A 25,293-nucleotide genomic window follows, 5' to 3' on the forward strand; every position below is an offset into this window, starting at 1 on the left:
GTGAACGAGACACTCCGTCCGTGGACTCCGATCGCCGTCGTCGGGGTGGCCTGTCGGCTGCCCGACGCTGACAGCCCCGCCGAGCTCGCGCGGCTCATGATCGACGGGCGCATCGTTCCGCGGGAGATCCAGGCCGATCGGTGGGACACGCGGGAGTTCGGGGACCCGGCCCACGCGCCCGCGCGCAGCGTCACCCGCTGGTCGGGACTCATCGACGACCCCTACGCCTTCGACGCGGCGTTTTTCGGCGTTTCGCCGGCCGAAGCTCCTCACGTCGACCCGCAACAGCGTCTTGTCCTGGAGGAGAGCTGGCACTGCGTGGAGGATGCGGCCATTCCCACGGCCGAGCTGCGCGCCGCCCGTACCGCCGTCGTCATCAGCGCCGCGTCGCGCGACCACCTCCTCGGGCCGGTCGATTGGGACCACGTCACCGAACGCTCGACCTTCGGCGGGTCCGACTACATGCTGGCCAGCCGCGTCGCCCACCAGCTCGGGCTCGATGGTCCCTGCTTCTCCGTCGACGCGGCGTGCGCGGGCAGCGCGACCGCCATTCACCTCGGCGGTCGTCTGATCCACGCCGGGGAGGCGGACTTCGCCCTGGTCGGCGGGGTGAACCTCAACTTGAATCCCTGGCGATACCTGTCGTACTCGCAGGCTCGCATGCTCAGCCCCACGGGCCGGTGTCACACGTTCTCCACCGACGCGGACGGGTTCGTCGACTGCGACGGCGTCGTGACCCTGCTCCTCCGGCCCCTGGACGACGCCCTTGCCGCTGGGGACCACGTCCACGGCGTCATCATCGGGTCGGCGGTCAACAACGCCGGACCGCGCCGCTCGATCACGAGCCCGACAGTCGCGGCCCAGGCCACCGTCGTCGCCGAGGCGCTCGCCTCCGGCGGCATCGATCCCGCGTCCGTCGACCTGCTGCTCGCGCACGGCACGGGGACCCCGTTGGGCGACCCCATCGAAGTCTCTGCTGCTCGCCGCGCCTACGCCGTGGAGCGCGAGCGCCCCCTGCGGCTCTCCTCGGTCAAGGCCCACGTCGGGCACGGCGAGTCGGCCGCCGGGGCGACCGGCGTCGTCGGAGCGCTCGGGCTGATCGGCGCGCGCACCTTCCCCGCGTACCCGATCGCCGCCGACCCCAACCCGCTGCTCGTCCTCGACGACCGGGTCACGCTCGTCGAGGACGATCCCGAGGAGTGGCCGGAGCCTGCGGGCGCGCCTCGCCGTGCCGCCGTGAGTTCCTTCGGTGCCGGAGGGTCCAACAGCCACATCGTCGTCGAGGACGCGCCTTCGCCGCGAGTCGGCGCAGCCACGATGCCGGAGGAGGGCCTGCCCGCCCTGCTGTCCGCCCGCGAGCCCGCGGCACTCGAGGCGCTCTGCGCCGCCTGGCGCGAGTACGCGCAGGGCCTGTCGGCAGAGGACCTACCGGACAGCCTCTCGACGTTGGCGACCGGCCGCGACGAGATGGCCGTACGATGCGGTGGCGTCGTCCACGATGTCGCCGGCCTCGAGCGGGTGCTCACCCCGACGGGTGGGCAGCCGGCCGTCACCGCGGTCCGGACGGGCCCCAGGCCCGCTACCGTCGACGACGCGAGCATGGACGCCCTGATCGGCCACGATCACCCTCTCGCGCTGGCCTGTCGCTCGACCGGTGACGAGGAAGACCGCCGTCTTCTCGCCCAGTGCGCCGTGACGATGGCCCTGCTCGCGCACCTTCCCGCAGCCATCCCGCTCGTCGCGGCCGAGGACGGTGTGCGAGCGGCGCTTGTCGCCACCGGGATGCTCGACGCGGAGAAGGCCCTCGACCCGAACCCGACGGGACTCCGCCCGCCGATGCGGACGGTGCGGCTGGCCGGGGCCCCGTCCTGGACCGACCCCTACACGGTCACGGCTGCCGAGCTGCGCCATCTGCAGGGCGCGATGGCGAGCGAGCCGGAGGTGCTGCACGCGGAGATCGACACGGCCTTGCGCCATGCCGAGGTCAACCCGTCCGTCCGTCGCGACCTAGAGGCATGGGGGCGCGCCCTGGCGGAGGCGCAACTGCCCTCGGTGGCCGAGCATCTCGACCGCGGCGCCGACGAGGCCGGCCTGCACGCGGCTGCTGTGGCCGCTCGCGTCGTGCTCGCCTCGCTGGAGCATCGCTGGGGCATCGACGGCACGGCAGGCGCCGACGACACGGCTCTGGCCGCGTACGGGGATCTTCTCCGCGACGCGGGCGTCTCGCCGGAGGCTGCCGTCGCGCTCCTCACCGGCGACTCCGTCGTCCCGATCTCCCTCCGGAGCCCCCTGTCCGCCCGACGCCTCCTCGACCGTCGCGCGGAAGAGGCGGCAGGGGTCGCCCTGCAGGATCTCGCGGCGGAGACGGAGCCGCCCGCGCCGGACGAGCTCGTCGTCGCCGCGCACGCCACCCGCGGAGCCGTGCAGGAGGCGCTCGTCCGCGTCTGGCTGGGCGGCGGCGACATCGACTGGGCCGCCTGGCTGCCACCGCATCGCCGCGTGTCCCTCCCGACGTATCCATTCCAGCGCAAGGAGTACCGGTTGCGGCCCCCCGCTCGCCGGGACGGTTCCGCCCCCGCGGCGGAGCTGTCGTGGGCGGAGGTCGAGTGGGAGGCGACCGCGGGGGGTGATGCGCCTCGGCGCGTCCTGGCCGTGGGAGACGACATCGCGGCCGCGCTCGACGGTGTGGACGGCATCACGACGGCACCCGCCTGGACTTCTCGGGGCGACTGGGCGACGTGGTTGCAGGACGCGCGTGACGCCGACGAGCTGCCCGACGTGGTCCTCGTCTCCGGACTGGCCGACGGCGGCGAGCGCTGGGAGTCCGACGCCGTCGGGACCTTCCGCGCCCTGCTGCAGGCAGCGCTGACGAGCGTGCCCCACCACGTGATGCGCGTCGTGCTCCTGACGGCGCCGGACGCCGCGGCAGACGTCTCCTGCGGCCGGGCGCTACCGCCGGGCCTCGCCCGCGAGTCCTCGCGGCTGAGCGCCACGTACCTCAAAGTCTCCGGGGACCTGGCGGAGGCGGCCCTGTCCGAGATCCGCGCGACCGATCACGCGCCCCGGGCGCGGTACCGCCACGGAGTGCGCGAGGCCGCCCGGATCCGCCGCCGCCTGGCCGGTGGCCGACTGGGCACCCCCCGGCGCACCGGGGTCGTCCTCGTGAGTGGTGGTCGAGGCCGCGTCGGCGACGCACTCGCCCGCTGGCTGGCCCGGCAGGGGATGACCGCCGTCACGCTCGGCCGCACCCCGGCCGCCGCTCCGGACGAGCTCCTCGGCCGGGGTCGTCTCGTGCACCGTACGGCGGATGTCACGCGCGTCGACGAGTTGGCCGAGGTCGTCGACCGCCTTCGGTCCGAGTACGGGCCGATCACGGGCGTCGTGCACGCGGCGGCCGTCGTCGAGGACCGCCTGCTGCGCAACCTGGATGAGGCCGCCCTCGCCGCGACGGCCCACGCCAAGGTGGGGGGAGCACGCCACCTCGACGAGGTGACCGCCGCGGACGCCCTCGACTTCTTCGTGGTCTGCTCGTCCATCGCCACGACCGTCGGCAACCTCGGGCAATGCGGGTACGCCTTGGCCAACGCGTGGCTCGACGCGTTCGCCGAGCAGCGCGACCGGGCCGTGGCCGCAGGCTCCCGGTCCGGGAGGAGCCGTTCCATCCAATGGTCCTGGTGGGACGGCGGTGACCTGTCGCTGGACCCGGACCACCCCTCCGTACGCTCCGGTGCTCTCGTCCCGATGCCTGACGTCGTCGGTGCCGATGTCTTCGAGCACGCCCTCGCCGGCGGCGCGGCGGTCTGTCGACCTGTCTTCGGCCGGCCGGCCGCGTGGGAATCGCTCTTCGATCTGTATCAGGGCGCCGTTGCGGCGGCCGATCCCGGCGCCGACCCCGCCGTCACGGCGGCCGACATCGAGCCCGCCGCGGCGGCAGAGGCGTACGTCCGGGTCGCCCTCGGCGACGTCCTCGGCGTCGAGCCCGACGAGCTCGACCTCGGAGAGAGCCTCGATTCGTACGGCTTGGACTCCATCGCCGTCACGCGCTTCAACCACCGGCTGAGCGAGGACGTCGGCTGCACCGAGGTCACCCTCCTCTACGAGGCCCAGCACATCGGTGACATCGTCGAGCGTCTCGCGGCAGGCTACGGCGACGGGGTTCGCCGGTGGGCCGCGTCCGCTGCCACCACGCCCGATGCTCCCGTCGCCGCCGCTCCCTCCGTCGCCGGATCAGCCGAGCCTGCGGCCGCTCGCCCCGCGAGCCCCGCCCCCCAGGAGCGGGCACTCTCGGTGACCGGCCTCGCCGTACGGCTGCCGCACGCCGACGACCTGGAGGCCTTGAGCAGCCTCGTCGAGGGCGAGGTGACGGCCATCGCCCCGGTGACGCGCTTCGTCGTGCCGGAACGCACCTCGACGACGCCCTCCGGCACCCATCCCACGTCGTGCCCGACGGGCGGGTTCCTCGAGGACGTGGAGGAGTTCGACTCCCAGTTCTTCGCGATGTCGCCGCTCGAGGCCCAGGTCACCGACCCGCAGGAACGGCTGCTGCTCCAGAACGCGTGGCACGCGCTCGAGGACGCGGGCCTCCCGCCGGGCCGCTTCGGAACCCCCGGCGGCATCGGGCGCGATCGCGTCGGGGTCTTCGTCGGGGCGACCTCGCACACCTTCTCGCTCTGGGGGCCGGCCTACTGGGGCGCCGACGCGCAGGTCTTCCCGACGTCCATGGGGTGGTCGCTCGCCAACCGCCTCTCGTACGTCCTCGACCTGCACGGCCCCAGCGAGACCGTCGACACGGCGTGCTCCTCGAGCCTCGTCGCCCTGCACCATGCGGCCCGGTCCTTGCGCTCCGGGGAGTGCGATGTCGCCCTCGTCGCCGGCGTCAACCTCTATCTCCACCCGGGCAAGTACGACTACCTCGCGCACAAGGAGATGGTCTCGCCGAAGGGGCGCTGCCGCCCCTTCGGCGAGGGCGCCGACGGGTTCGTCCCCGGCGAGGGTGTCGTCTGCCTCGTGCTCCGCCGCGAGGACGACGCCCAGGCGGACGCCGATCGGGTCCGCGCCCGCGTGCTCGGCACCGCGGTGAACCACGGGGGCAAGGTGTCGGGGTTCACCGTCCCGAACCCGAGGGCACAGGCCGCGGTCATCCGCGCCGCGCTCGCGGACGCCGGTCTTCCGCCCGCTGCCGTGTCGTACGTCGAGGCCCACGGCACGGGTACGTCGCTCGGCGACCCCGTCGAGGCACGCGGCCTGGCCGAGGTCTTCGGAGGGACGCCGCCGGCTGTCGGTGCCGTCAAGGGGCACATCGGCCACCTCGAAGGCGCCGCGGGCCTCGTAGGTCTGGCGAAGATCGTCACCCAGTTCGAGACAGGCCGGATCGCGGCGACGCTCGGCAGCACCCCCCTGAACCCTGCCGTCCGAGCCGCCTACCGAGAGATCGACGTCGTCACCGAGCCCCGCCCGTGGGTGCCGGCTGCCGGCTTCGGGCTCGTTGCGGGCGTGAGCAGTTTCGGCGCGGGAGGCGTGAACGCCCACGTCGTCTTGGCGGTTCCGGACTCGGCTGCGCACGCGTCCGCGCCGCGGCCGACCCGCGAAGAGGTGGTCGTCCCGTTGTCGGCGGCGAGCGAGGAGTCGCTGCGCGACCTCGCGGGCGCACTCGCCGCGTGGGTCGACCGCCACACCCCGGACCTGGGCCACCTCGCCGAGCATCTGCGTGCCCACCGAGAGGAACTCACCTGTCGCGCCGCGATCGTCACCGCGGACCCGGTGACGCTGGTGACCGCCCTGCGCGCACTGGCTGCGGACTCCGGCCACCCGGCCCTGGTGACAGGACGCGTCCGCCGCCGCGCTGTCGCCGCCGAGCCCGACCCCGGCCTCCGTGGGCTCGCCTCCGCCTGGGTCGTCGGCGGGAGCGACCTGCCTGACCACGGTGCCGTCGCGCCGTTGGACACGCCGCTCTACCCGTTCGCCCGGGAACGCCACGTCCTGCCCCCCGTCCCGGCCCCGGCGGGCGGATCCACGCCGGCGCCGGTGCTCTCGGCGACTGCCGAATGGACGACGTCTCTCGACCCGGAGGATCCCACCCTCGACGACCACAGGGTCTTCACACGCCGCATCATGCCGGCGGCGGGCATCATCGAGCTGGTCCGTCGGGCCGCGGCGGAGTGCGGGCTGCCGGTGTCGCAACTCACGAAGACGGCGTTCGAGGTGCCGTTGCTCGTCGAGGAGCACCTGCCGGTGCGCGTGGTCTTCACGGCTGCGGGGGAGGGCTGGGACGTCCGCGTGGAGTCGCCGGCGGGCCCGGACGCGGCCGCGACCGTGTACGCGACCGCCCAGGCCCACGCGGGCGCCGGGCCGCTGCGGGGCGCGCCTGCCGAACTCGGCGGCGACGAGGTCGACCCCCACACGATCTACGCGGCCCTGCGCGAGCTCGGCCTCGACCTCGGGCGCCCGTACCGGCAGATCCGCCGCGTCCGCCGCGAGGGGGACGTCGTCGAAGCGCTGGTCGCCGCGGTCGAGCACAACCCGGCCACCTGGTGGCCCGCGACGGCCCTGGATGCGTGTTTCCAGGCGTCGAGCCTCTTCGACACGTCAGGGGACCTCCTTCTGCCCTTCCTGGTCGAATCGATCACGGTCGGGCAGCCGTGCGAGGGACCGCTGCGCAGCAGGGTGACCCTGCGCGCACAGGTCAAGAACGCTCGGAAGATCGACATCGACGTGTGGACGGAGAGCGGGGACCCCGTGATCCGGTTGGAAGGCTTCTGGGTGCGGTTGCTCACCCAGGACGCCGTCGCCCCCGCCCACTCCCTGCAGCGGCTCGTCCCGTCGTGGTCGCCGGTGACCGCCGACGCGAGCGCCGTCCTCGACCGCGTGGTCCTGGTCGCCGAGCCGGGCACGGGCCTGGAGACGCAGCTGGGTGCCACCGACCTTCGGACGGTGCCCTGGACGACGGAGTGGCAGGCCCCCGTCGCAGCCCAGCTCGATGGCGCGGAGCGCGCGGCCGTCGTCCTCGTCCCGCCCGTGGGCCTGGGGCAGGACGAGCTGGCGGACCTCGGGCCGCGGATCACGAGGCAGCTGCCGGCCGGGGCGTCGGTGCGCGTCCTCGTCGTGGAGCGTGCCGCAGCCCCCAGCCCGGCCGCTCGCGGCCTCGCGGCTCTGTTGCGCACCGCCTCGGACGAGATCAGCCGTCTGTCCGCCGCCGTCATCGCGTGGGACGGAGCCAGCCCGCAAGCCCTCGGCGCCGCCCTCGCCGGGCGGGTCAGCGGGCTGCTGCGTGCGGGCACCGAACCGGAAGCCCTCGGGTGGGGACGTGCGGCCGGCGAACCGGGGGAGAGTGCGCTGCGCCGACGGGGCACGTACCTCGTCACGGGCGGCCACCGCGGAATCGGGCTCGCCTTGTCCCGGTGGCTCGTGGACCACTGGGAGGCCTCCGTCGTCGTCCTCGGCCGCTCCCCGGACGGGCTCGAGCGCAGTGGGCTGGACCCTCGCCGGGTGCAGTACGTCCGGGGCGACGCCACCGACGCCTCGGACGTCCGGTCGGCCGTCGCCGCGGCGAACTCCGTCGGGACCGGACTCTTAGGGGTCTTCCACGTCGCGGGCGTCCTCCAGGACGAGGCGGCCCTCCGCCTCACGGATGCCGCGATCGAGGCCGTCCGGGCGCCGAAGATCACGGGCTGGCGGGTCCTTCGCGACGAGACTCGGCATCTCGACCTCGACCTCTTCTGCGTCTACTCGTCGCTGGCCGGCGCGATCCCGAGCACCTACCAGGGCGCGTACGGTCAGGCCAACGCCTGGCTCGACGGCTTGGTGGCCGAGCAGTCCGGCGGGCGCACCCGCATGCTCTCGGTCCTGTGGCCCTTCTGGGCCGAGGGCGGGATGCGGATGCCCGAGTCGGCGGCGGAGCGGCTCACCGAGCGGTTCGGGCTGACGCCGATCGGCACCGAGGACGGTCTCGCCGCCCTCGACGCGGCGCTCCGGTACGACGACCCCGTCGTGGCCGTCGTTCCGGGCGGCGCCGTCGCAGCTCTCGTGGCACCCGCGGCCCGCGCCGACCAGGCTGCGTGCCCCCCCGCCGCCGACGACGGGACGGAGGGGGTCGACGTGGGTGCGGCTGTCCGCGACTTCCTGCGCGGGCAGGTGCACGAGTTGTCCGGGGTGGCTGTCGAGAAGATCCGGCTCGATGCCGACATCGCCGACTACGGCCTCGACTCCCTCGCGTTCTCCCGCCTGGCCGAGGCCTGCAACGCCACCCTCGGCAGCGACATCACACCTGCGACGATGTTCGAGTTCGCCACCGTCGCCGAGCTCGCCGACCATCTCGTCGCCGAGTACGCCGAGCCGCTCGCCGCCTGGGCGGGCGCGACCGCCCGCCTCACCGCACCCACCCCCGAGCCGGCACCGTCGGTCGTGCGGGTCGACCACACCCGCGCGGACGTCCCCGTCGCCCCGCTGCTTCGTGGGGGGGACGAGGTCGTGGAACGGATCCCCGCCACGGCCGACGAAGCGTACGCGATCGTCGGGATGGCAGGCGTGGCACCAGGTTCGCCGTCCTTGGCCGACCTGTGGGCACACCTGCGCGACGGCGACGACCTCATCGAGGAGATCCCGTCGGACCGGTGGGACTGGCGCGAGGTCTACGACCCCGAGATGGCTCGGCCCGGGACGACCAACAGCCGGTGGGGAGGCTTCCTTCCCGACGTCCGACGTTTCGACCACGCCTTCTTCGGCATCTCCCCGCGCGAGGCCGCGCTCATGGACCCTCAGCAGAGGCTGTTCCTGGAGACGGCCTATCGGGCGGTGGAGGACGCCGGCCACAGCCCCTCGTCCCTCGCCGGGAGCCGTACGGGCGTCTTCGTCGGGGCGGCCTCGCACGACTACTTCGAGCTCGTCCGCGACTCGAAGCTGCCGATCGAGGCCTACAGCACGACCGGGATGTTCCACTCGCTGACCGCCAACCGCGTCTCCTACCAGCTCAACCTGCACGGCCCGAGCTTCCCGGTCGACGCGGCGTGCTCCAGCTCCCTCGTCGCGCTGCACACGGCCCTCGAGGCGATGCGCTCGGGCGCCTGCGATGCCGCGCTCGTCGGTGGGGCCAACCTCCTCATCTCCCCGACCGTCTACGTCTCCTTCTCCCGCGCCGGGATGCTGAGCCCGACGGGCCGGTGCCGGACCTTCGACGCCGCCGCCGACGGGTACGTTCGCGGCGAAGGGATCGGCGCCGTCCTGGTGCGCCCGCTCGCCGCCGCGAGAGCGGACGGGGACCACGTCTACGCCGTCATCCGCGGATCGGCCGTCAACCACGGCGGCAAGGTCAACACGCTCACCACCCCCAACCCGCGGGCCCAGGCCGACCTCATCGTGCGGGCCCACGAGGAAGCCGGCATCGCTGTCACCGATCTCGACTATGTCGAGATGCACGGGACCGGCACTCCGCTCGGGGATCCCATCGAGGTCAACGGGCTCGCCTCCGCGCTCCGCCGGCTCCGGGCCGACCAGGGCGAGGAGGAGCCCCACGAGGTGGTCATCGGCTCGGTGAAGTCGGTGCTCGGCCACGCCGAGGCCGCCGCCGGGATGATGGGCCTCTTCAAGGTGCTGCTCTCGCTGCGCCACGAGATCATCCCGGGCAACCTGCACGTGGAGCACGTGAACGAGCAGATCCGGCTCGCCGGCACCGGTCTGGTCATCGCCGACACCGCCCGGCCGTGGCCCACGCGGCCGGGGCACCGGCGCACGGCCGGTCTCAGCTCCTTCGGCTTCGGCGGGATCAACGCCCACGTCGTCCTCCAGGAGCCCAGCCCGGTCCCGGACGAGGTGCAGCGCCCCGTCGGTCCATACGTGATCCCCCTCTCCGGCAAGACCCCCGGAGCGCTGGCGCGCCGGGTGGACGACCTGGCCGAGGCGCTCCGGGTCTCCGGGTCCGGGACGAGCGAGCTCCGCGACCGCCTCGCGGGCATCGCGGCCGCCGACCTCGGCTGCCGCCCCGAGGAGGTGCCAGTCGAGGAGAGCTGGGCCGGCCTCGGCCTGACCCCCGTCGGCCACGCCGCCGTCGAGATCGCGCTGCGCGACGCCGCCGGCACCGCGGATCGACTCGTGGACCTGGTCGACGACGGCCCCCATCCGTACGACGTGGGCTTCACCCTCGCGCTCGGACGCGACCACCACACCCACCGCGCGGTCTTCGTCGTCGCCGACCTCGCCGAGCTGGTGGCGGCCCTCGACGCGCAGTCGTCCGGCAGGCCGCACGCCGCGATCGTCACCCCCGACACCGAGCCCCCGGGCGGCGTGGCGGGGCGCTTCGCCCAGGCCTGGCTCGCGGGCGAGGACGTCGACTGGGAGACGAGCTATCCGGTGACCGGCCGGCGGTTGGCTCTCCCGACCTATCCGTTCGGCGGTCGGGAACACTGGTTCACGACGCTGCTCGAGGGGACGCCGGAGCCCGCTCGGCCCGAACCGGTCGCTCCGGTCCGCCCCGCCGCCCCACGCAGCCGGCGCGTGCCGGTGCGAGCTGAGGACCCGGTGGTGCGGGACCACCGCGTCTCGGGCGTCCCCACCGTGCCCGGCGTGGTCCACCTGGCCCTTGCCGCGTCGCTCCTCGAGGACGGTGAGGTGCTGACCGACGTGACCTGGTCGGCCGCGGCGAGCATCCCGGTCGAGGGCCTCGACCTCATGGTCACCCGGGCGACAGAGGTGGACGGGGACGTGGTGCGCATCCAGGCGGACGACGGCTCGACCTTCTGCACGCTCCGCGTCGGCGCCGGCGGTCCGCCCGCCTCCGCAGTCGACCTCGCCGCCGCGCGGACGCGCTGCGGAAGCGTCATCGACGGGCCGGACCTCTACGCGACCCGCGCCGCGGCCGGGCTCGACTACCGGTCCGGCTATCGGGCGATCGCTCGCCTGCACCTCGGCCCCGACATCGCCCTCGCCGAGCTGATGCCGCCCGGCCCGGGCACGTCGTACGAGGGCGTCCACCCCGGTCTCCTCGACGCCGCACTCCAGACCGTCGCGGGCCTCGACCCGGCGCCAGAGGCGGGCGCGGCCCCCGTCGTACCGTTCGTGCTCGACCGTGCCGAGCTGACCGGCGACACCGCGGAGGCTGCGTACGCCCTCGCCACGCGGTACGAGGGGCAGATCACCGCCCAGCTGCTCACCGCCTCCGGTGCGCCCGTCGCCCGGTTCGAAGGCCTGCGGAGCAGGCAGATGGCGCCGCGGCGCCCCGCCCCGCACGTCCTGCGCCCCGAGTGGGCCCTCGAACCGCTCCCGCTCGCGACGCCCGCTGCGGGACCTGTCGTGCTCGTCCGGACGACGGACGACCTCGGCGTGGAGGCGCTGCTGCGGGCCCGCGGCGAGTGCCGTACGTTCCCGGTCGGCGGAACCGAGCTGCCGGCCGACATGACGGATCTGTGGCTCGCGTTGACGTGCCCCGAGGTGGGTGACGCCGAGCGCTGCTGCCTCGACGCATTCACAACCCTGCAGGCCGCGGCGGTGACCGGGTGCCTCGACGCCTGTACCTCCGTCACCGCCGCGCTGGGGCAGGCCCTTTCGGTGGACTCGGGGACCGCCGGTCAGCCCGGTGTCGCCGGGGTCCTCGGGCTGCTTCGCTCCCTGGCGCGCGAGTTCCCGCACCTCACAGTCCGGGCCGTGGTGCTCGCCGACCGTGGCGGGCCGGATCTCCTCGCCCGGCTTGCGGCGGAGCCGCCGATGCAGCCGGGGCGCGAGGTCGTCTACGACGGGAGCCGGCGCTTCGTACGGGCCCTGCGGCACGTCACGCTGCCCGCCGGGGGGGTCACCCCGCCCGTGGAGGCCGGGGGTAGCTATCTCGTCGTCGGTGCCGGCGGCATCGGTCGGGAGATCGCCCGAGACATCGCCGACCGTGGCGGACGGGTGACGCTCACCGGCCGTCGGCCTCGTGACCGGGTTACACTGCCCACGGTGCAGGGCTCCGGCACGGTGCGCTACGTGTCCGTGGACGTCGCCGACGCCCCCGCGATGCGCCGACTCGTCGGGGATCTGCAGGACGCCGGCGGCCTGCGGGGCGTCGTGGTCGCGCCGATGGTCCTCGACGACGCCGCCGTCCGCAATCTCGACCGAGAGCGCGTCCGCGCCGTGCTGCGTCCGAAGGTCGCCGGCACCGTCGCTCTGCTCGACGCCCTCGCGGACGACACGCTCGACTTCGTCGCCGTCATGTCGTCGGTCCAGTCCTTCACGGGCGCTGCCGGCCAGTCGGCCTACGCCATGGCGAGCACTGCGGCAGACGCACTCTGGCTCAATGCCCGCCGCCGGTACGGGCTGCCCGTCACGCTGCTCGGCTGGGGCCCGTGGGCAGGCGTCGGGGCAGTGTCGTCCGCCGACCAGCAGGCGAGCCTCGAGAAGCGCGGCTGGTACGGGTTCGACGTCGCCGAGGGTCTCGACCTGCTGTGGCGGGCTGTGGCGACGGGCGTGGGGCACCTCGTACCCGTCGTGTGCTCCGAGGAAGTCCTCCGGGCCGACCTCGCCCCCCGAGACGAGGCTCCCCTGACGATGAGAACCCTGGGCGTCACCGGTCTCACCGCCGGCGCTCACGCCGCCCTCGAGGCGGAGATCGCCGAGCGTGCCCGCGCCCTGCTGGACTCGACCCCGGCCGCCGGGACGAGCGACCGACGCCGCTACGTGGCTGCCCTGACCGCCCTGGCCCGCGGTGCCCGCCCCCCGGCCGTCACGCACGGTGACCGGCAGCCGCTCGCCGCCCGCGAGGCCCTGGCCGGCCATGTCCTCGCCGAGCTCCCGTCGTGGCTCACGGGGGAGGCCACCGCCCACGACGTGCTCTTCGGCACGGATGCGGGGGCACGGCTCACGGCGTTCTACCGGAGCGACCCCTTCGGCGAGGTCGCCAACGAAGTCATCTGCGCGTCGGCCGTCGCCCTCGGTGCGGCAACCAACGCCGACGGGGCTCGGCTGCGCGTGCTCGAGGTCGGTGCCGGCACGGGCAGCACGACCATTCCCCTCGTCGCGGCGCTGCGTCGGGCCGGCATCGACTTCCACTACACCGCGACGGATCTCGCCCAGAGCCTGCTCGACTCTGCGCGAGCCGTCGTCGGTGACGAGCACATGACGTACGTCGTCGCCGACCTGCAGTCGTTGCCGGCCGGCGAGACGTACGACCTGGTCGTCGCGGGCAACGTCCTGCACGTGCTGGACGACCTCCCCGAGACCCTCGCCCGCCTCGCCCGCTCCGTGGCGGACGGGGGGCGGCTGGTTGTGAGCGAGCTCGTGACCACGTCGGTGTTCCACAACCTCGTCTTCGGGTTGTTCGACGGCTGGTGGACGAGCGATCCTCGCGGGCTCCGCCTTCCCGGTAGCCCGCTGCTCGACGTCGACGGCTGGCTCGGGGTCATCGCTGCGGGCGGTCTCGTCGCCACGAGCGTCGAGACCGTGGGCCACGAGGGGGGCGCCGCATACCAGAGCGTGATCACCATGACGAAGGGAGCGCAGATGGAGTCCCCTGACGCCCGCGAGATCCGGCGGTCCGTCCTGCCCACGGCACCCGCCGCGGTCGGGCGCGTGACGGCCGCGTCGGCCCCGACCTCGTCGTCGGCTGTGGCCGTCGACCGTGCGGCCGTACAGGACGCCGTCGTCGGCGTCGTCGCGCGGGTCCTCGCGAGCACGGCGGCCGAGGTCGACGTCGACGCGTCGTTCAGCTCTTTCGGCGTCGACTCCATCGTCAGCGTGGACCTCGTCCGTGCGCTCGGCACGGCACTCGGGCTGAAGCTCAAGACGATCGTCGTCTTCGACCACCCGAGCGTCGCCGCGCTGGTCGACCACCTCGTCACCGCGTACGACCTCTCGGGGACGTTCCCCGCATCGGCGCCGGTCGCTCCGACGGCCGGGGCCCCGGCCCCGGCGGGGGCCGCGCCGGGGTGGTCGACGGCCTCGGCGAAGCCCCCGGCTCCCATCCCGGTCGCGAGCCGCGAGTTGGCGCCGGAGGAACCACGCGCGGCCGCGGCCGTCTCGGGGCAGATCCCGCCGGCGACCATGTGGTCCGCGGCGGACGAGCTGCGCGGTGCGACGAGGGCGCTTGCCGTGGTCTTCGACCGTCCGACGGCGCAGCCGGAACCGGCGCTTCGGGAGGTCGCGGTAGGCCCGCCCGGACCTGGTGAAGTCGAACTCGCCGTGACGGCGTTCCCGCTCAACTTCTCCGATCGCTTGGTGGCGCGCGGGATCTATCCCTTCATGCCCGACTTCCCCGTCGTCCCCGGCGTCGAGGTCGCGGGGCGGGTCAGCCGCCTCGGCCCCGGTGTGACCGGTCTGCGCGTCGGCGACCGGGTCGTCGCCCCCACCCGCCCGGAGATGGGTGGCCAGGCGACGGCAGTCCTCGTGGAGGCGACCTTCTGCGCACGAATCCCCGACGGCGTCGACGACGTGACGGCCTGCGGCACGGCGGCGCCGTACCTGGCCATGTGGGCCGCTCTGAGGGCTGCGCGTGCTCAGGCGGGGGAGAGCGTGCTCGTGAGCGGCGCCATGGGCACGAACGGGCTCATGCTCACGCGGCTGGCCGAGGCCCGGGGCCTTCGGGTCATCGGGGCCGTCGGCTCCGAGGAGAAGGTTCGGCGGCTGCGCGAGCAGGGGCGGACGGGAGTTCGCTACGACCGCGGGGATCTCCGCGACGCGGTGCTCGCCGCGACCGACGGTCGGGGTGTCGACATCGTGGTCGACCTCATCGGCGGCCAGGTCATCCCAGCCGGGATGTCGGCGCTCGCGCCGGGCGGACGCTTCGTCGAGGCGGCCGTGCTGGGCCTGCAGACGGCCGCACCGCTGGACGTGAGCATGTTCACGCACAACCAGGAATTCATCTCGCTGAACGGGAAGAAGCTCTTCCTCGACCATCCCGAACTTCGTGCCGAGGCCCTTGCGGCGCTGACCGCGGACCTCGCCGCGGGCGGGATCGCCCCACCGATCGCGCACCGTCTCGAGCTGTCCCGGATCGAGGAGGCCTACCGGCTGCGGGACGACAGGTCGCTCGTCGGCCGCGTCGTCGTGGTGACACCGGTCGTCGAGTCGCCGACCGCCCAGCGCCCGGTACGCGAGGACATCGCGATCGTGGGCCTCTCCGCCCGGTTCGCCGGGGCGGAGACCCCCGAGGACCTCTGGCGACTGCTCCATGCCGGCCAGGGCTCGGTCGGCCCCGTCCCCCCGGAGCGGTGGAGTGCGGACTGGGTCGACGCCGACCGCAGCCGCAAGGACCGGACGTACTGTGCGGCTGGGCACTTCCTCGATGATGTCGACGCCTTCGACGCGGGCTTCTTCGCCTTCTCCGGCAAGGAGGCCGCGCAGACGGACCCGCAGCAGCGGATCTTCCTCACGGAGGTCTGGCGGGCGCTGGAGCGGGCAGGCATGACACGGGCCCGCTTGACCGGCAGCCGATTCGGGGTCTTCGTCGGCGCCGGGGTGTCCGGCTACGAGAAGCGGATGGTCCAGGCGGGATCCACCCGCGAGGCGCAGTCCTTCTGGGGGAACAACGCGTCCGTCCTGGCTGCGCGCATCGCCTACCTGCTCGACCTGCGTGGTCCGACCATGGCGATCGACACGGCCTGCTCGTCGTCCCTCGTGGCCCTCCACCAGGCCTGCCGGAGCATCCACGCCGGCGAGTGCGACGGGGCGGTCGTCGGTGGCGTCTTCGTCATGTTCGACGAGCAGTACTACATCGTGGCCAGCAACGGCGGCATGCTCGCACCCGACGGCACCTGCAAAGCCTTCTCGGCTGCGGCCGACGGTTTCGGCCCGGGCGAGGGGGCCGGCGTCGTGATCCTCCGACGGCTCTCGGACGCCCTCGCCGACGGCGATCCGATTCTCGGCATCGTCAAGGGTTCGGCGATCAACCAGGACGGGCGGACCAACGGGATCACCGCGCCCAGTGGCCCCGCACAGACCGAGGTCATCCTCGCCGCCTGGGACGCGGCTGACGTCGACCCGCGTACGGTCGGTCTCGTCGAGGCGCATGGGACGGGCACCCCTCTCGGGGACCCGATCGAGGTGGATGCGCTCACCCGGGCCTTCCGCACCCGCACTCCCGATGTCGGGTTCTGCTCGATCGGTTCCCTGAAGACGAACATCGGGCATACGGCTGCAGCAGCGGGCGTGGCGGGCGTCATCAAGACGCTGCTGGCCTTCGAACACGACGAGATCCCGCCCACGCGCTTGAGCACGCCGGGCAACCCCCTCATCGAGTTCGACACGTCACCCTTCGTCACGCCCTTGGTGCCGCAGCCCTGGCCGCGTGTCCCGGGAGCGCCCCGCCGCGCGGGAGTGAGCAGCTTCGGCTTCTCCGGGACCAACGCCCACGTGGTTCTGGAGGAGCCACCCGTGCCGCCGGAGTCCGTCGCGGGCGAGGGGCCCTGGTGGTTCCCCGTCTCCGCCGACGACGACGAGATGCTCGCCGAGCGGCTCCGCGAGCTCGGTGGCTGGCTCACGACGCACCCAGAGCTGGAGGCCCGGATGGGCGATGTCGCCTTCACCCTGGCCTGCCGTCGAGATCCGCGAGAGAGCCGAGTGGCCGTCGCCGCTGCGGACCGATCAGGCCTCATCGCGGCCCTGGCGGGGGCACGACCGGGGCACGCCGACGGGCAGGCGCCCGGCGCGGAACTCGTCGCGCGGTTCGTGGCAGGCGAGGACGTCGACCTGACCGGTCTGTGGCCTCGGCCCGCACGGACGGTCCCGCTGCCGGCGCACCCGATGCGGCGCGACCGCTACTGGTTCGCGGGCGATCCCCTCTGGCCGGGCTCCGCGCCCGAAGGCAGTGCAGGCGGAACGCCCGAAGGCAGCGCAGGCGGGGCGACCGAAGGGGCCGCGCCCGGCACCCCGGCCGGTCGGCCGGCGCAGCCGGCTGCCGGCCGAGCGAGCTCCGCAGCGGCTCCCACGGCCGCTCAGACCGACGAAGAACGCCTCGGCGCGATCATCGACGGCTTCCTGGCCGGCGACTTCAGTGCTGACGACCTCATCGACACGACTGGGGAATGGCATGTCTGAGCCGACACGAGAGAGCGTCCGCCAGAAGCTCGTCGAGATGCAGACGGCCGGTGCTGATCACCAGGAGGTCCTGGCCTACCTCCAGCGGGTGAAGGAGCGGAGTGGGCACCTGTCGCCGGAGCAACAGCCCACCGCCGCCGACCCTGTGGCCGCGGTGGTCGAGCTCGTTCGCCGGCTCATCGCGGACCACACGGGGACTCCGCTCGAGCGTGTCCGACCGGATCAGCGTCTCGACCGGATCGGCTTCGACTCCGTGATGGCCCTCGAGGTCGTGCGGGGCCTCCGGCCGCACTTCGGCGAGGTCGGCATGGGGCTGCTCTTCGACTCCGAGACGCCGAGGGGCATGGCCGAACGTCTCGTCCGAGACCACCCGGAACGCGCCGCAGCGCTGGTCGACTCGGACCGAAACACGGGGACGGCACCGGCCACGCCGACCGGAACGGCCACCCCCGAGGAGCCGTCGCCGGCCGGGCCCACGGATGAGCGGACCCGCGAGGCGGACCGGTCGCACCGGCCCGACGGATCGCCCGCCGGCCGGGCCAGCGTCGTCGGCCTCGCGGGACGCTTCCCCGGAGCAGGCTCGGTGGCGGAGTTCTGGGACGTCCTCGCGAGTGGACGCGACTGCGTCGGCCCCGTGCCGGCCGACCGGTGGGACCACGAGGCGTACGCGGCGTCCGCCCCCGGCCGCCCCGGAACGAGCTACCTGACGCGGGGGGCCTTCCTCGACCACCCCGACGCTTTCGACGCCGACTTCTTCGCGATCTCCCCGAAGCAGGCACGGTTCATGGACCCGCAGGAGCGGTTGCTGCTCCAGGAGACCTGGCACGCCTTGGAGGACGCCGGGATCCCGACGACGGCGCTCGCCGGTCGCCCCGTAGGGGTCTACGTCGGGGTGATGTACGCCGACTACGGGGAGTGGGCTCACCGGGCCGAAGGCATCGACTACCTCGCGTCCTCGCACGCGTCGATCGCCAACCGGATCTCGTACACCTACGACCTGCGCGGTCCCAGCATGGCCGTCGACACGATGTGTTCCTCGTCGCTCACGGCTCTGGATCTCGCCTGCACGGCGCTGGCGAGCGGGGAGATCGACGTCGCGATCGTCGCCGGCGTGAACCTGACGACCCATCCGCGGAAGTTCGTCGACCTCAGCCAGGGGCGCTTCGCGTCGGCGAGCGGCGCCTGCCGAGCCTTCGGGGAGGGTGCCGATGGGTATGTCCCCGGCGAAGCGGTCGTCGTGGCCGTCCTCACCCGGCCCGAGGTGGGCGACCGCGACGGGCTGCGGCCCTGGGGCCACATCGACGGCATCGCGATCGGTCACGGCGGGCGCACGACCGGCTACAGCGCGCCCAACCCCTCGGACCAGGAAGCCGTCATCCGCCGGGCTCAGGAACGGGCAGGGGTACGGCCGGGTGACGTGTCGTACATCGAGGCGCACGGCACCGGCACGTCCCTCGGCGACCCCATCGAGGTCGACGCGCTCGCGCGGGTCTTCGGCGACGCCGAACCGCGCTCGACCCCGTGCGCCATCGGCTCGGTCAAGTCGAACGTCGGTCACTGCGAGGCCGCGGCCGGGCTTGTCGGTCTCACCAAGGTGCTGCTCCAGCTGCGGCACGACACCCTCGCCCCGTCGCTGCACGCGGAGCAGCTCAACCCGCGGCTCGCGCTCGGCGACCGGCTGACGATCCAGCGGTCGAAAGCGCCGTGGGCCGCAGGACGTCCCCGCCACGCCGGCCTGTCCTCTTTCGGCGCGGGGGGCTCCAGCGCGCACGTCGTCGTCACCGAGGCGCTGCCCGGGCGGGCGCCCTCCGCCGCGGCTCCGGAGGCGCGCAGGCCCCGGGCCTTCGCCGTCTCCGCCTCGACCTCGGAGGCTCTCCGTACGCAGCTCGTGGCCCTCGCCGACGCGGTCACGTCCGTGGCTGCGAGTTCCCAGGATGTGGCCTACACCCTCGCCCACGGCCGGACCCGGCTCGACGTCCGGACGGTCCTGCTCGCCGCGGATCTGTCGGAACTCGCTGCGCTCGCCCGCGCTACGGCGTCTGCGGCCGACCCCTCGGGCATGCACGGAACGGGCTCTCCGGACCTCTCCGCTGTCGCCGCCGCGTGGTGCCGCGGCGAGGAGGTCGACCTCCTCGGGGGCGCGACCGGCCGGCTCGTCGAGCTGCCTGGCTACACGTTTGCGACCACGTCGTACTGGCACCGTCCCCTCGCGGGGGACGACACCGCTCGGAAGGTGGCCGTCGACGACCCCCGCCTGGCCGACCACGTCGTCGGCGGTGTGCCGGTGCTGTCCGCCGCGGCAGTGCTCGACCTGCTCGCCGACGAGCTCGGGGGACGCGGGGAGACCGTCGTGGTCGAGGACATCGTCTTCCGCGCGCCGTTGACCGGCGGCCCCGACGGGCTCAGCTTCTCCCTCCACCGCACCGGCGACTCCTTCGAGCTCCGGGACGTCGGGGGTCGCCTCTGCGTCCAAGGCCGAGGCCGGCTCGCCGGCGCCGACGGTGCGCTTCCGAACATGGCCGACGCTCCGCTCGATGTGCCCCTGACCCCGGCGTCCGAGATCTACCCGCGCTTTGCCGCGGCCGGGCTCGCCTACGGGCCGTCGTACCGGCTCCTCGAACAGGTCTCGGCCCGCGGGTCCGAGGCCTGGGGAGTGCTCGCCTCCTCTGCCGGGCGGACGGGTGTCCTGGACGCCGCACTCCAGACGATGATCGGTTTCGCCTCCGACGACCATGGTGGGCTGCCGTTCTGTCTGCGCCGGGTGGTGCTCGGACCCGACACCGTGCGCGCTCGGCGGGTGGCCGCGCACCGCGACGGCGCCTCGACCGACATCCTCCTCGCGGACGCGGAGGGGCGTACGGTGGCCTCCCTCGAGGGCGTCGTCGTCCTCGCTTCCCCGCTGCTCGCGTCGGCCCGGACCGGAATCCTGCGCGAGACCTGGGGGCCGGCCGAGACCGGCTCGGTGATGACGGCGCCGACGGTCGCGATCTGGGCCGCCGACGCCGGAACCGGCCGACTCGCCGCCGCCCTGGAGGCACACGGCGCGGCCGTACGGGCGGTCACCCCGCCCACTCTCCCCTCCGACGCCGACGTCCTCGTGGACCTGCGGTTCCTCGCCGGGCAGGGGCTGCGGGAAGCGATCACGGCGTTCGGGCCCACGATGTCCGCCCTGACCGGGCGACTCGCCGAGGGCGGCACCGCGCTGCGGCGCATCGAAGTACGACGCTGCGGCGACCCCGGCATCCGTACCGGGGCTGCCCTCGATCGCACGCTCGCCGTTGAGGACGGGCGCTATCGCGGCCGCGGCGTCCTGGTCCCGGGTGGGTCCGTGGACGTCGAGCGTCTCGCCGCCGAGGTCCTCCTCGACTCGGACTGGGGCGGCATCGTCCGTCTCGGTGACGGGAGGCGTGAGAGCCTGCACCTCTCCTTGGAACACCCGCTGCCGCAGCCCACGGAGGGGGCGGCCGGGCCCGCGGTCCGTCCCGGTGGCCGCTACCTCGTCACCGGCGCGCTCGGGGGGATCGGCCGCATGTTGTGCCGGACCCTGGCCGACCGCTACGGGGCGGACCTGACGCTTGTCGGCCGCCGCGACGCGCCCGCGGAACTCGAGGCGCTGCTGGGAGAGATCACGGCAGCAGGTGGCCGGGCCCGCTACGTCGCGGCCGATCTGGCCACCGCCGCCGGCGCCCGACAGGCGGTCGACGCAGCCCTGGCCGACGGTCCGGTCGACGGCGTCTTCCACCTCGCCGGCGTCGTCCGCGACGCACTCGCCGTGCGTAAGCGGTCCGAGGACGCCGAAGCGGTGCTCGCCGCGAAGGCGCTCTCCCTCGCCGAGGTGACGGACGCTCTCGCGGAGGCGGGTGCCGCCCCGTGGGTGATCTGCTTCGGCTCCGCGAGCGCGTACGTAGGCGTGCCCGGCCAGGTGGACTATGCCTACGCCAATGCCGCCGTCGCGGCCTGGACGGAGCAGACGGGGCTCCGCGCAGTCACGGTCGAATGGCCGTTGCTGGAGTCCGTCGGCATGGGGGTCCCGGCCGGGGTCCGCCAGCGACTCGAAGCCCACCTCGGCTGGCGCCCGATGCCGTGGACCGGTGTCGCCGATGTCCTCGCCTGGACCGCCGCCACGGACGACAAGGTCGTCCGGCCGGTCTTCGGTGACCCCGCGACGATCCGCCGGTGGTTGGAGCACTTCGCCGGGACGCCGCAGGCGGCCGCCGCCACGGGGCCGGTCCTCCACGCGCCGACCTCGGACCGGCCGGCGCCCGAGCCCAGTGGAGCCCCTGCTCCGGTGCCGGCGGCGTTCGTCGACCACCTGGCCCGGCTCATCGGCGATGAGCTGGGCCTGGCAGGGCCACTCGACGCCGACCGCTCTTTCGACCGCGTCGGGCTGGAGTCCGTCATGGTCATGAACATCACGGCAGCGCTCGACGCCGACCTGGGGTCGGTGCCCTCCACGGTGCTCTTCCAGTACCGGACCGTCCACGAGCTCGCGGACGGGCTCTGGGGCTCACACCGGGACCAGGTTCTCGCGCTCCTGGGCGACTCCGCCGCGGAGCCGGCTGCGGAGCGCGGTGGCGTTCCCGGGTCCGCGGCCCCGGCGCCGGCCAGGCCCGCGCCGGAGCCGGTCGTCGCCCCCCTGCCCCCGCCGACGCCGCCGTTCCCTGAGGACGACCCCATCGTCATCGTGGGCATCGCCGGGCGGTTCCCGAAGTCGCCCGACCTTGAAGCGCTGTGGGAGAACCTGCGAACCGGCACGGACTGTGTCGTGGAGGTCGGTGACGACCGCTGGGATCACGCGGCGCTCCTGGACGATCGCCCCGGCGTACCCGGCCGTACCTACGCCCGCTGGGCGGGCCTGCTGGACGACATCGACCTCTTCGACGCGGCCCACTTCCACATCTCGGCGCGGGAGGCGCGGGCCATGGACCCGCAGGAGCGGCTGTTCCTCGAGACGTCCTGGCACGCGCTCGAGGCCGCGGGCTTCGCCCCGGACGACCCGGCACTCGGGCGCTGCGGCGTCTACGCGGGCACCATGTACGCCCAGTACCAGATGTACGGCAGCGACCCCGCCGTCACCGAGAGCGGAGCGCTGCCTGCCTCGCAGCATGCCGCGGTCGCGAACCGCGTCTCGTACGCCCTCGACCTCACCGGCCCGTCGCTGACGGTCGACACGATGTGCTCGTCGTCCCTCACGGCACTCCATCTGGCCTGCCAGGCCCTTCGTGCCGGTGATTGCGAATCGGCGCTGGTCGGCGGAGTCAACGTCATCTCGCATCCGTACCGCTTCCTCCAGATGGCCGCAGGGCGCTTCGCGGCACGGGACGGGCGCTGTCGCAGCTTCGGAGCGGGCGGCACCGGCTACGTGCCGGGGGAGGGCGTCGGCGTGGCCCTCCTCATGCCGCTCTCGCGGGCGTGGGCGGCGGGCGCCCACGTCGAGGCGGTCATCCGGGGATCCGCCGTCAGCCACGGGGGGCGGACGAACGGCTTCACCGTGCCTTCCGTGCCCGCTCAGGCCGAGGTGATCCGTACGGCCCTGGACAAGGCCGGAATCGACGGCACGGCGATCGACTACGTCGAGGCGCACGGCACCGGGACGGAGCTGGGCGACCCCATCGAGGTCGCCGCCCTTCAGGAGGCGCTCGGGCGCCGGGACGGGCGCGCTCTGCCGGTCGGCTCCATCAAGTCCAACCTCGGTCATCTCGAGCCGGCCGCAGGCATGGCCGGGCTCGCGAAGATCATCCTGCAGATGCGCCACCGGGCTCTCGTCCCGTCGCTGCATTCCGACGAGCCGAACCCGTTCATCGACTTCTCCGGCATCGTTGTCCAGCACGACTTCGAGCCCTGGGAGTCCGCCACGGGCACCCCGCTCATCGCCGCCCTGAGCTCCTTCGGCGCGGGCGGTTCCAACGCACACGTCATCCTCGAGGAGCCGCCCGTCGTCGCGCTCCCCGACGAACCCGCGGGCGTACGCCATGTCGTGCCGCTCAGCGGCGGCAGCCGGGAGCAGGTGCTCCTCGGCGCGGCGCAGCTCGCGCGGGCGCTGGAGCGTTCGGAGGGCGTACGGCTCGTCGATGTCGTCCACACGCTGGCTGTCGGTCGGGCACGAGGGGACTACCGCGCCGCGGTCGTCGCGGGTTCCCTCGACGAACTGGCTGCCGGTCTTCGCGCGCTGACCGAGGAGCGGTCCGTACCCGGTGTGCTCCCGGTGACGGGCCCTGGCGACCGCCCCGACGATGTCGTGGCCGACCTCCTGAGCGGCCCCTCGGGCCACCGGTTCGTGCTCGATCTCCAGGAGCGCGGCGAGCTGGACCGCATCGCCCGGCTGTGGTGTCTCGGTCTGGACCTCGACCTCGCCCCCCGCGGGGGGCGCCGGATCACCCTGCCCGGGACCGTCTTCCGGAAGGTCCGGCACTGGATCACGGACCGCGTGGCGCAACAACCCGACGAGACCCGTGGCACGGGGTTCCCGGCAGCGCCCACGCCGACCGTGGGCACGCACCAGGACGTCCCCCCGGCGCCCGCCACCGGAGCCGAGGCGATTCCGTCGCCGGCCGGGCCCAGCACGCCCGCTCCGGTGCCGGTCGAGGCGGCGCTGGCGCCCCGCGCGGCGCAGCAGCGCCGCCCGTCCGCAGAGCTCGTGCGCGAGGCGATGGCCACGGTGCTCGAGGTGCCCGCCGAGGAGCTCGACCCGACGGCTTCGCACACCAACCACGGGGTTGACTCCGTGCTCGCCGTCGAGATCGCCGATCGCATCAGTCGGGAGAGCGGGGTCGAGGTCAAGCCGACCGACATCTTCAGCTACGCCTCGATCCGAGAGCTCGCGGCGTACGTCGACACCCTCCTGCCGGCTGCGCCCACCGCCGAAGCGGTGCCTCCGGCCGGGGGACCGCCGCCTGCGGAATCCGCCACCCCCGTCACCGCGCCGACGGCGCACACGCGATCGGTGGCTGTCGGCGAGACATCCCAGGAGCTTGCCCCGCCGGCCCTCTCGGAGGGGCCGTCAGCGGTGGCCGGACCCGTCGACGACGTCGAGATCGCGATCATCGGTTGGTCTGCGATTTTCCCCGGCGCGGACGACATCGAGTCGTTCTGGGCCAATCTCCGCGACGGCCGCGACAGCGTGACCGAAGTGCCGCCGACACGCTGGGACGTCGACCTCCACGTCGACCCCGATCCTGCGGCGCCGGGCAAGTCGTACAGCCGATGGGCCGGCGTCATCGAACGGCCGGACCTCTTCGACCCGGACCGGTTCGGCATGTCGCCGCGCGAGGCGCAACTGGCCGATCCGCAGCACCGACTCCTCCTTCAGGAGGGCTGGCGAGCACTGGAGAACGCGGGCTACCCCGCCGAGACCCTCGCGGGCCGCAACATCCCCGTGTACGTCGGCGGGGCGGCGGGCGACTACCGCGAGTATCTGGCGGGCCACGGCCTCCGTCCGGAGGGCTACTTGTTCACCGGCACGAGTGCCGCCGTCCTGTCCTCGCGTCTGTCGTATGCGCTCAACCTCAGCGGCCCCTCGATGACGGTGGACACGTCGTGCTCGTCGTCGCTGCTCAGCATCCACCTGGCGGCCCAGGCCATCCGCGAGGGGCGCTGCGAGATGGCCGTGGCCGGGGGGGTCGCCCTCTTGTTCACCCCGGACCTGCACATCCTGGCGTCCAAGAGCCGGATGCTCTCCCCCCGCGGCCGGTGCCACGCCTTCGACGCCGAGGCGGACGGGTTCGTGCCCGGCGAGGGGGCGGGCGCCGTCATCCTCAAGAGGCTCGACGCGGCGATCCGCGACGGTGATCGGGTGATCGCCACCGTCATCGCCTCCGGGACCAACCAGGACGGGCGGAGCAACGGCATCACCGCGCCGAGCATGACCGCCCAGCGTGACCTCGAGCGGGCCGTCTACGCCGCCGGCGGGATCGACCCCGCCGACATCGGCTACGTCGAGTGCCACGGCACGGGGACGCGGCTCGGCGACCCCATCGAGATCGAAGCCTTGCGTCACGCCTTCGGGGAGCAGCCCGCACGGAGCTGTGCCCTCGGATCGGTCAAGAGCAACATCGGCCACGCACTCACCGCCGCCGGTCTCGCCGGTTTCGTCAAGGCGGCGCTCTGCCTCGAGCACCAGACGTTGGTGCCGACCCTGCACGTCAAGACCGTCAACCCCCTGCTCGAGCTGGGCTCGGGCGGCTTCTATCTCTCGACGGAGCGGGCGCCCTTCCCCGCCCCGCGGACCGGCCGACGCCTCGCCGCGGTGAGCGCCTTCGGGTTCAGCGGGACGAACGTGCACGCCGTCCTCGCGGAAGCACC

2 protein-coding genes (1 of these 2 cut by a window edge) are annotated in these 25,293 nt (G+C 73.7%); both read left to right on the plus strand.

Annotation, left to right across the window (positions count from 1 at the left end; all coding sequences use genetic code 11):
* Complete coding sequence (locus tag Q1K57_RS10235; protein ID WP_300081955.1) at nt 1-16,992, plus strand: SDR family NAD(P)-dependent oxidoreductase; 16,992 nt, start codon at nt 1-3, stop codon at nt 16,990-16,992.
* Nucleotides 16,985-25,293: the 5' portion of an SDR family NAD(P)-dependent oxidoreductase gene (locus tag Q1K57_RS10240; protein WP_300081958.1), read on the plus strand. The gene runs 4,093 nt beyond the window's last position; 8,309 of the gene's 12,402 nt are visible here — the first part of the coding sequence; it begins with the start codon at nt 16,985-16,987; its stop codon lies beyond the right edge, outside the window. The genes Q1K57_RS10235 and Q1K57_RS10240 overlap by 8 nt, the downstream gene beginning before the upstream one ends.

The organism is Propioniciclava sp. (genome assembly GCF_029977985.1).
GTDB lineage: Bacteria > Actinomycetota > Actinomycetes > Propionibacteriales > Propionibacteriaceae > Propioniciclava.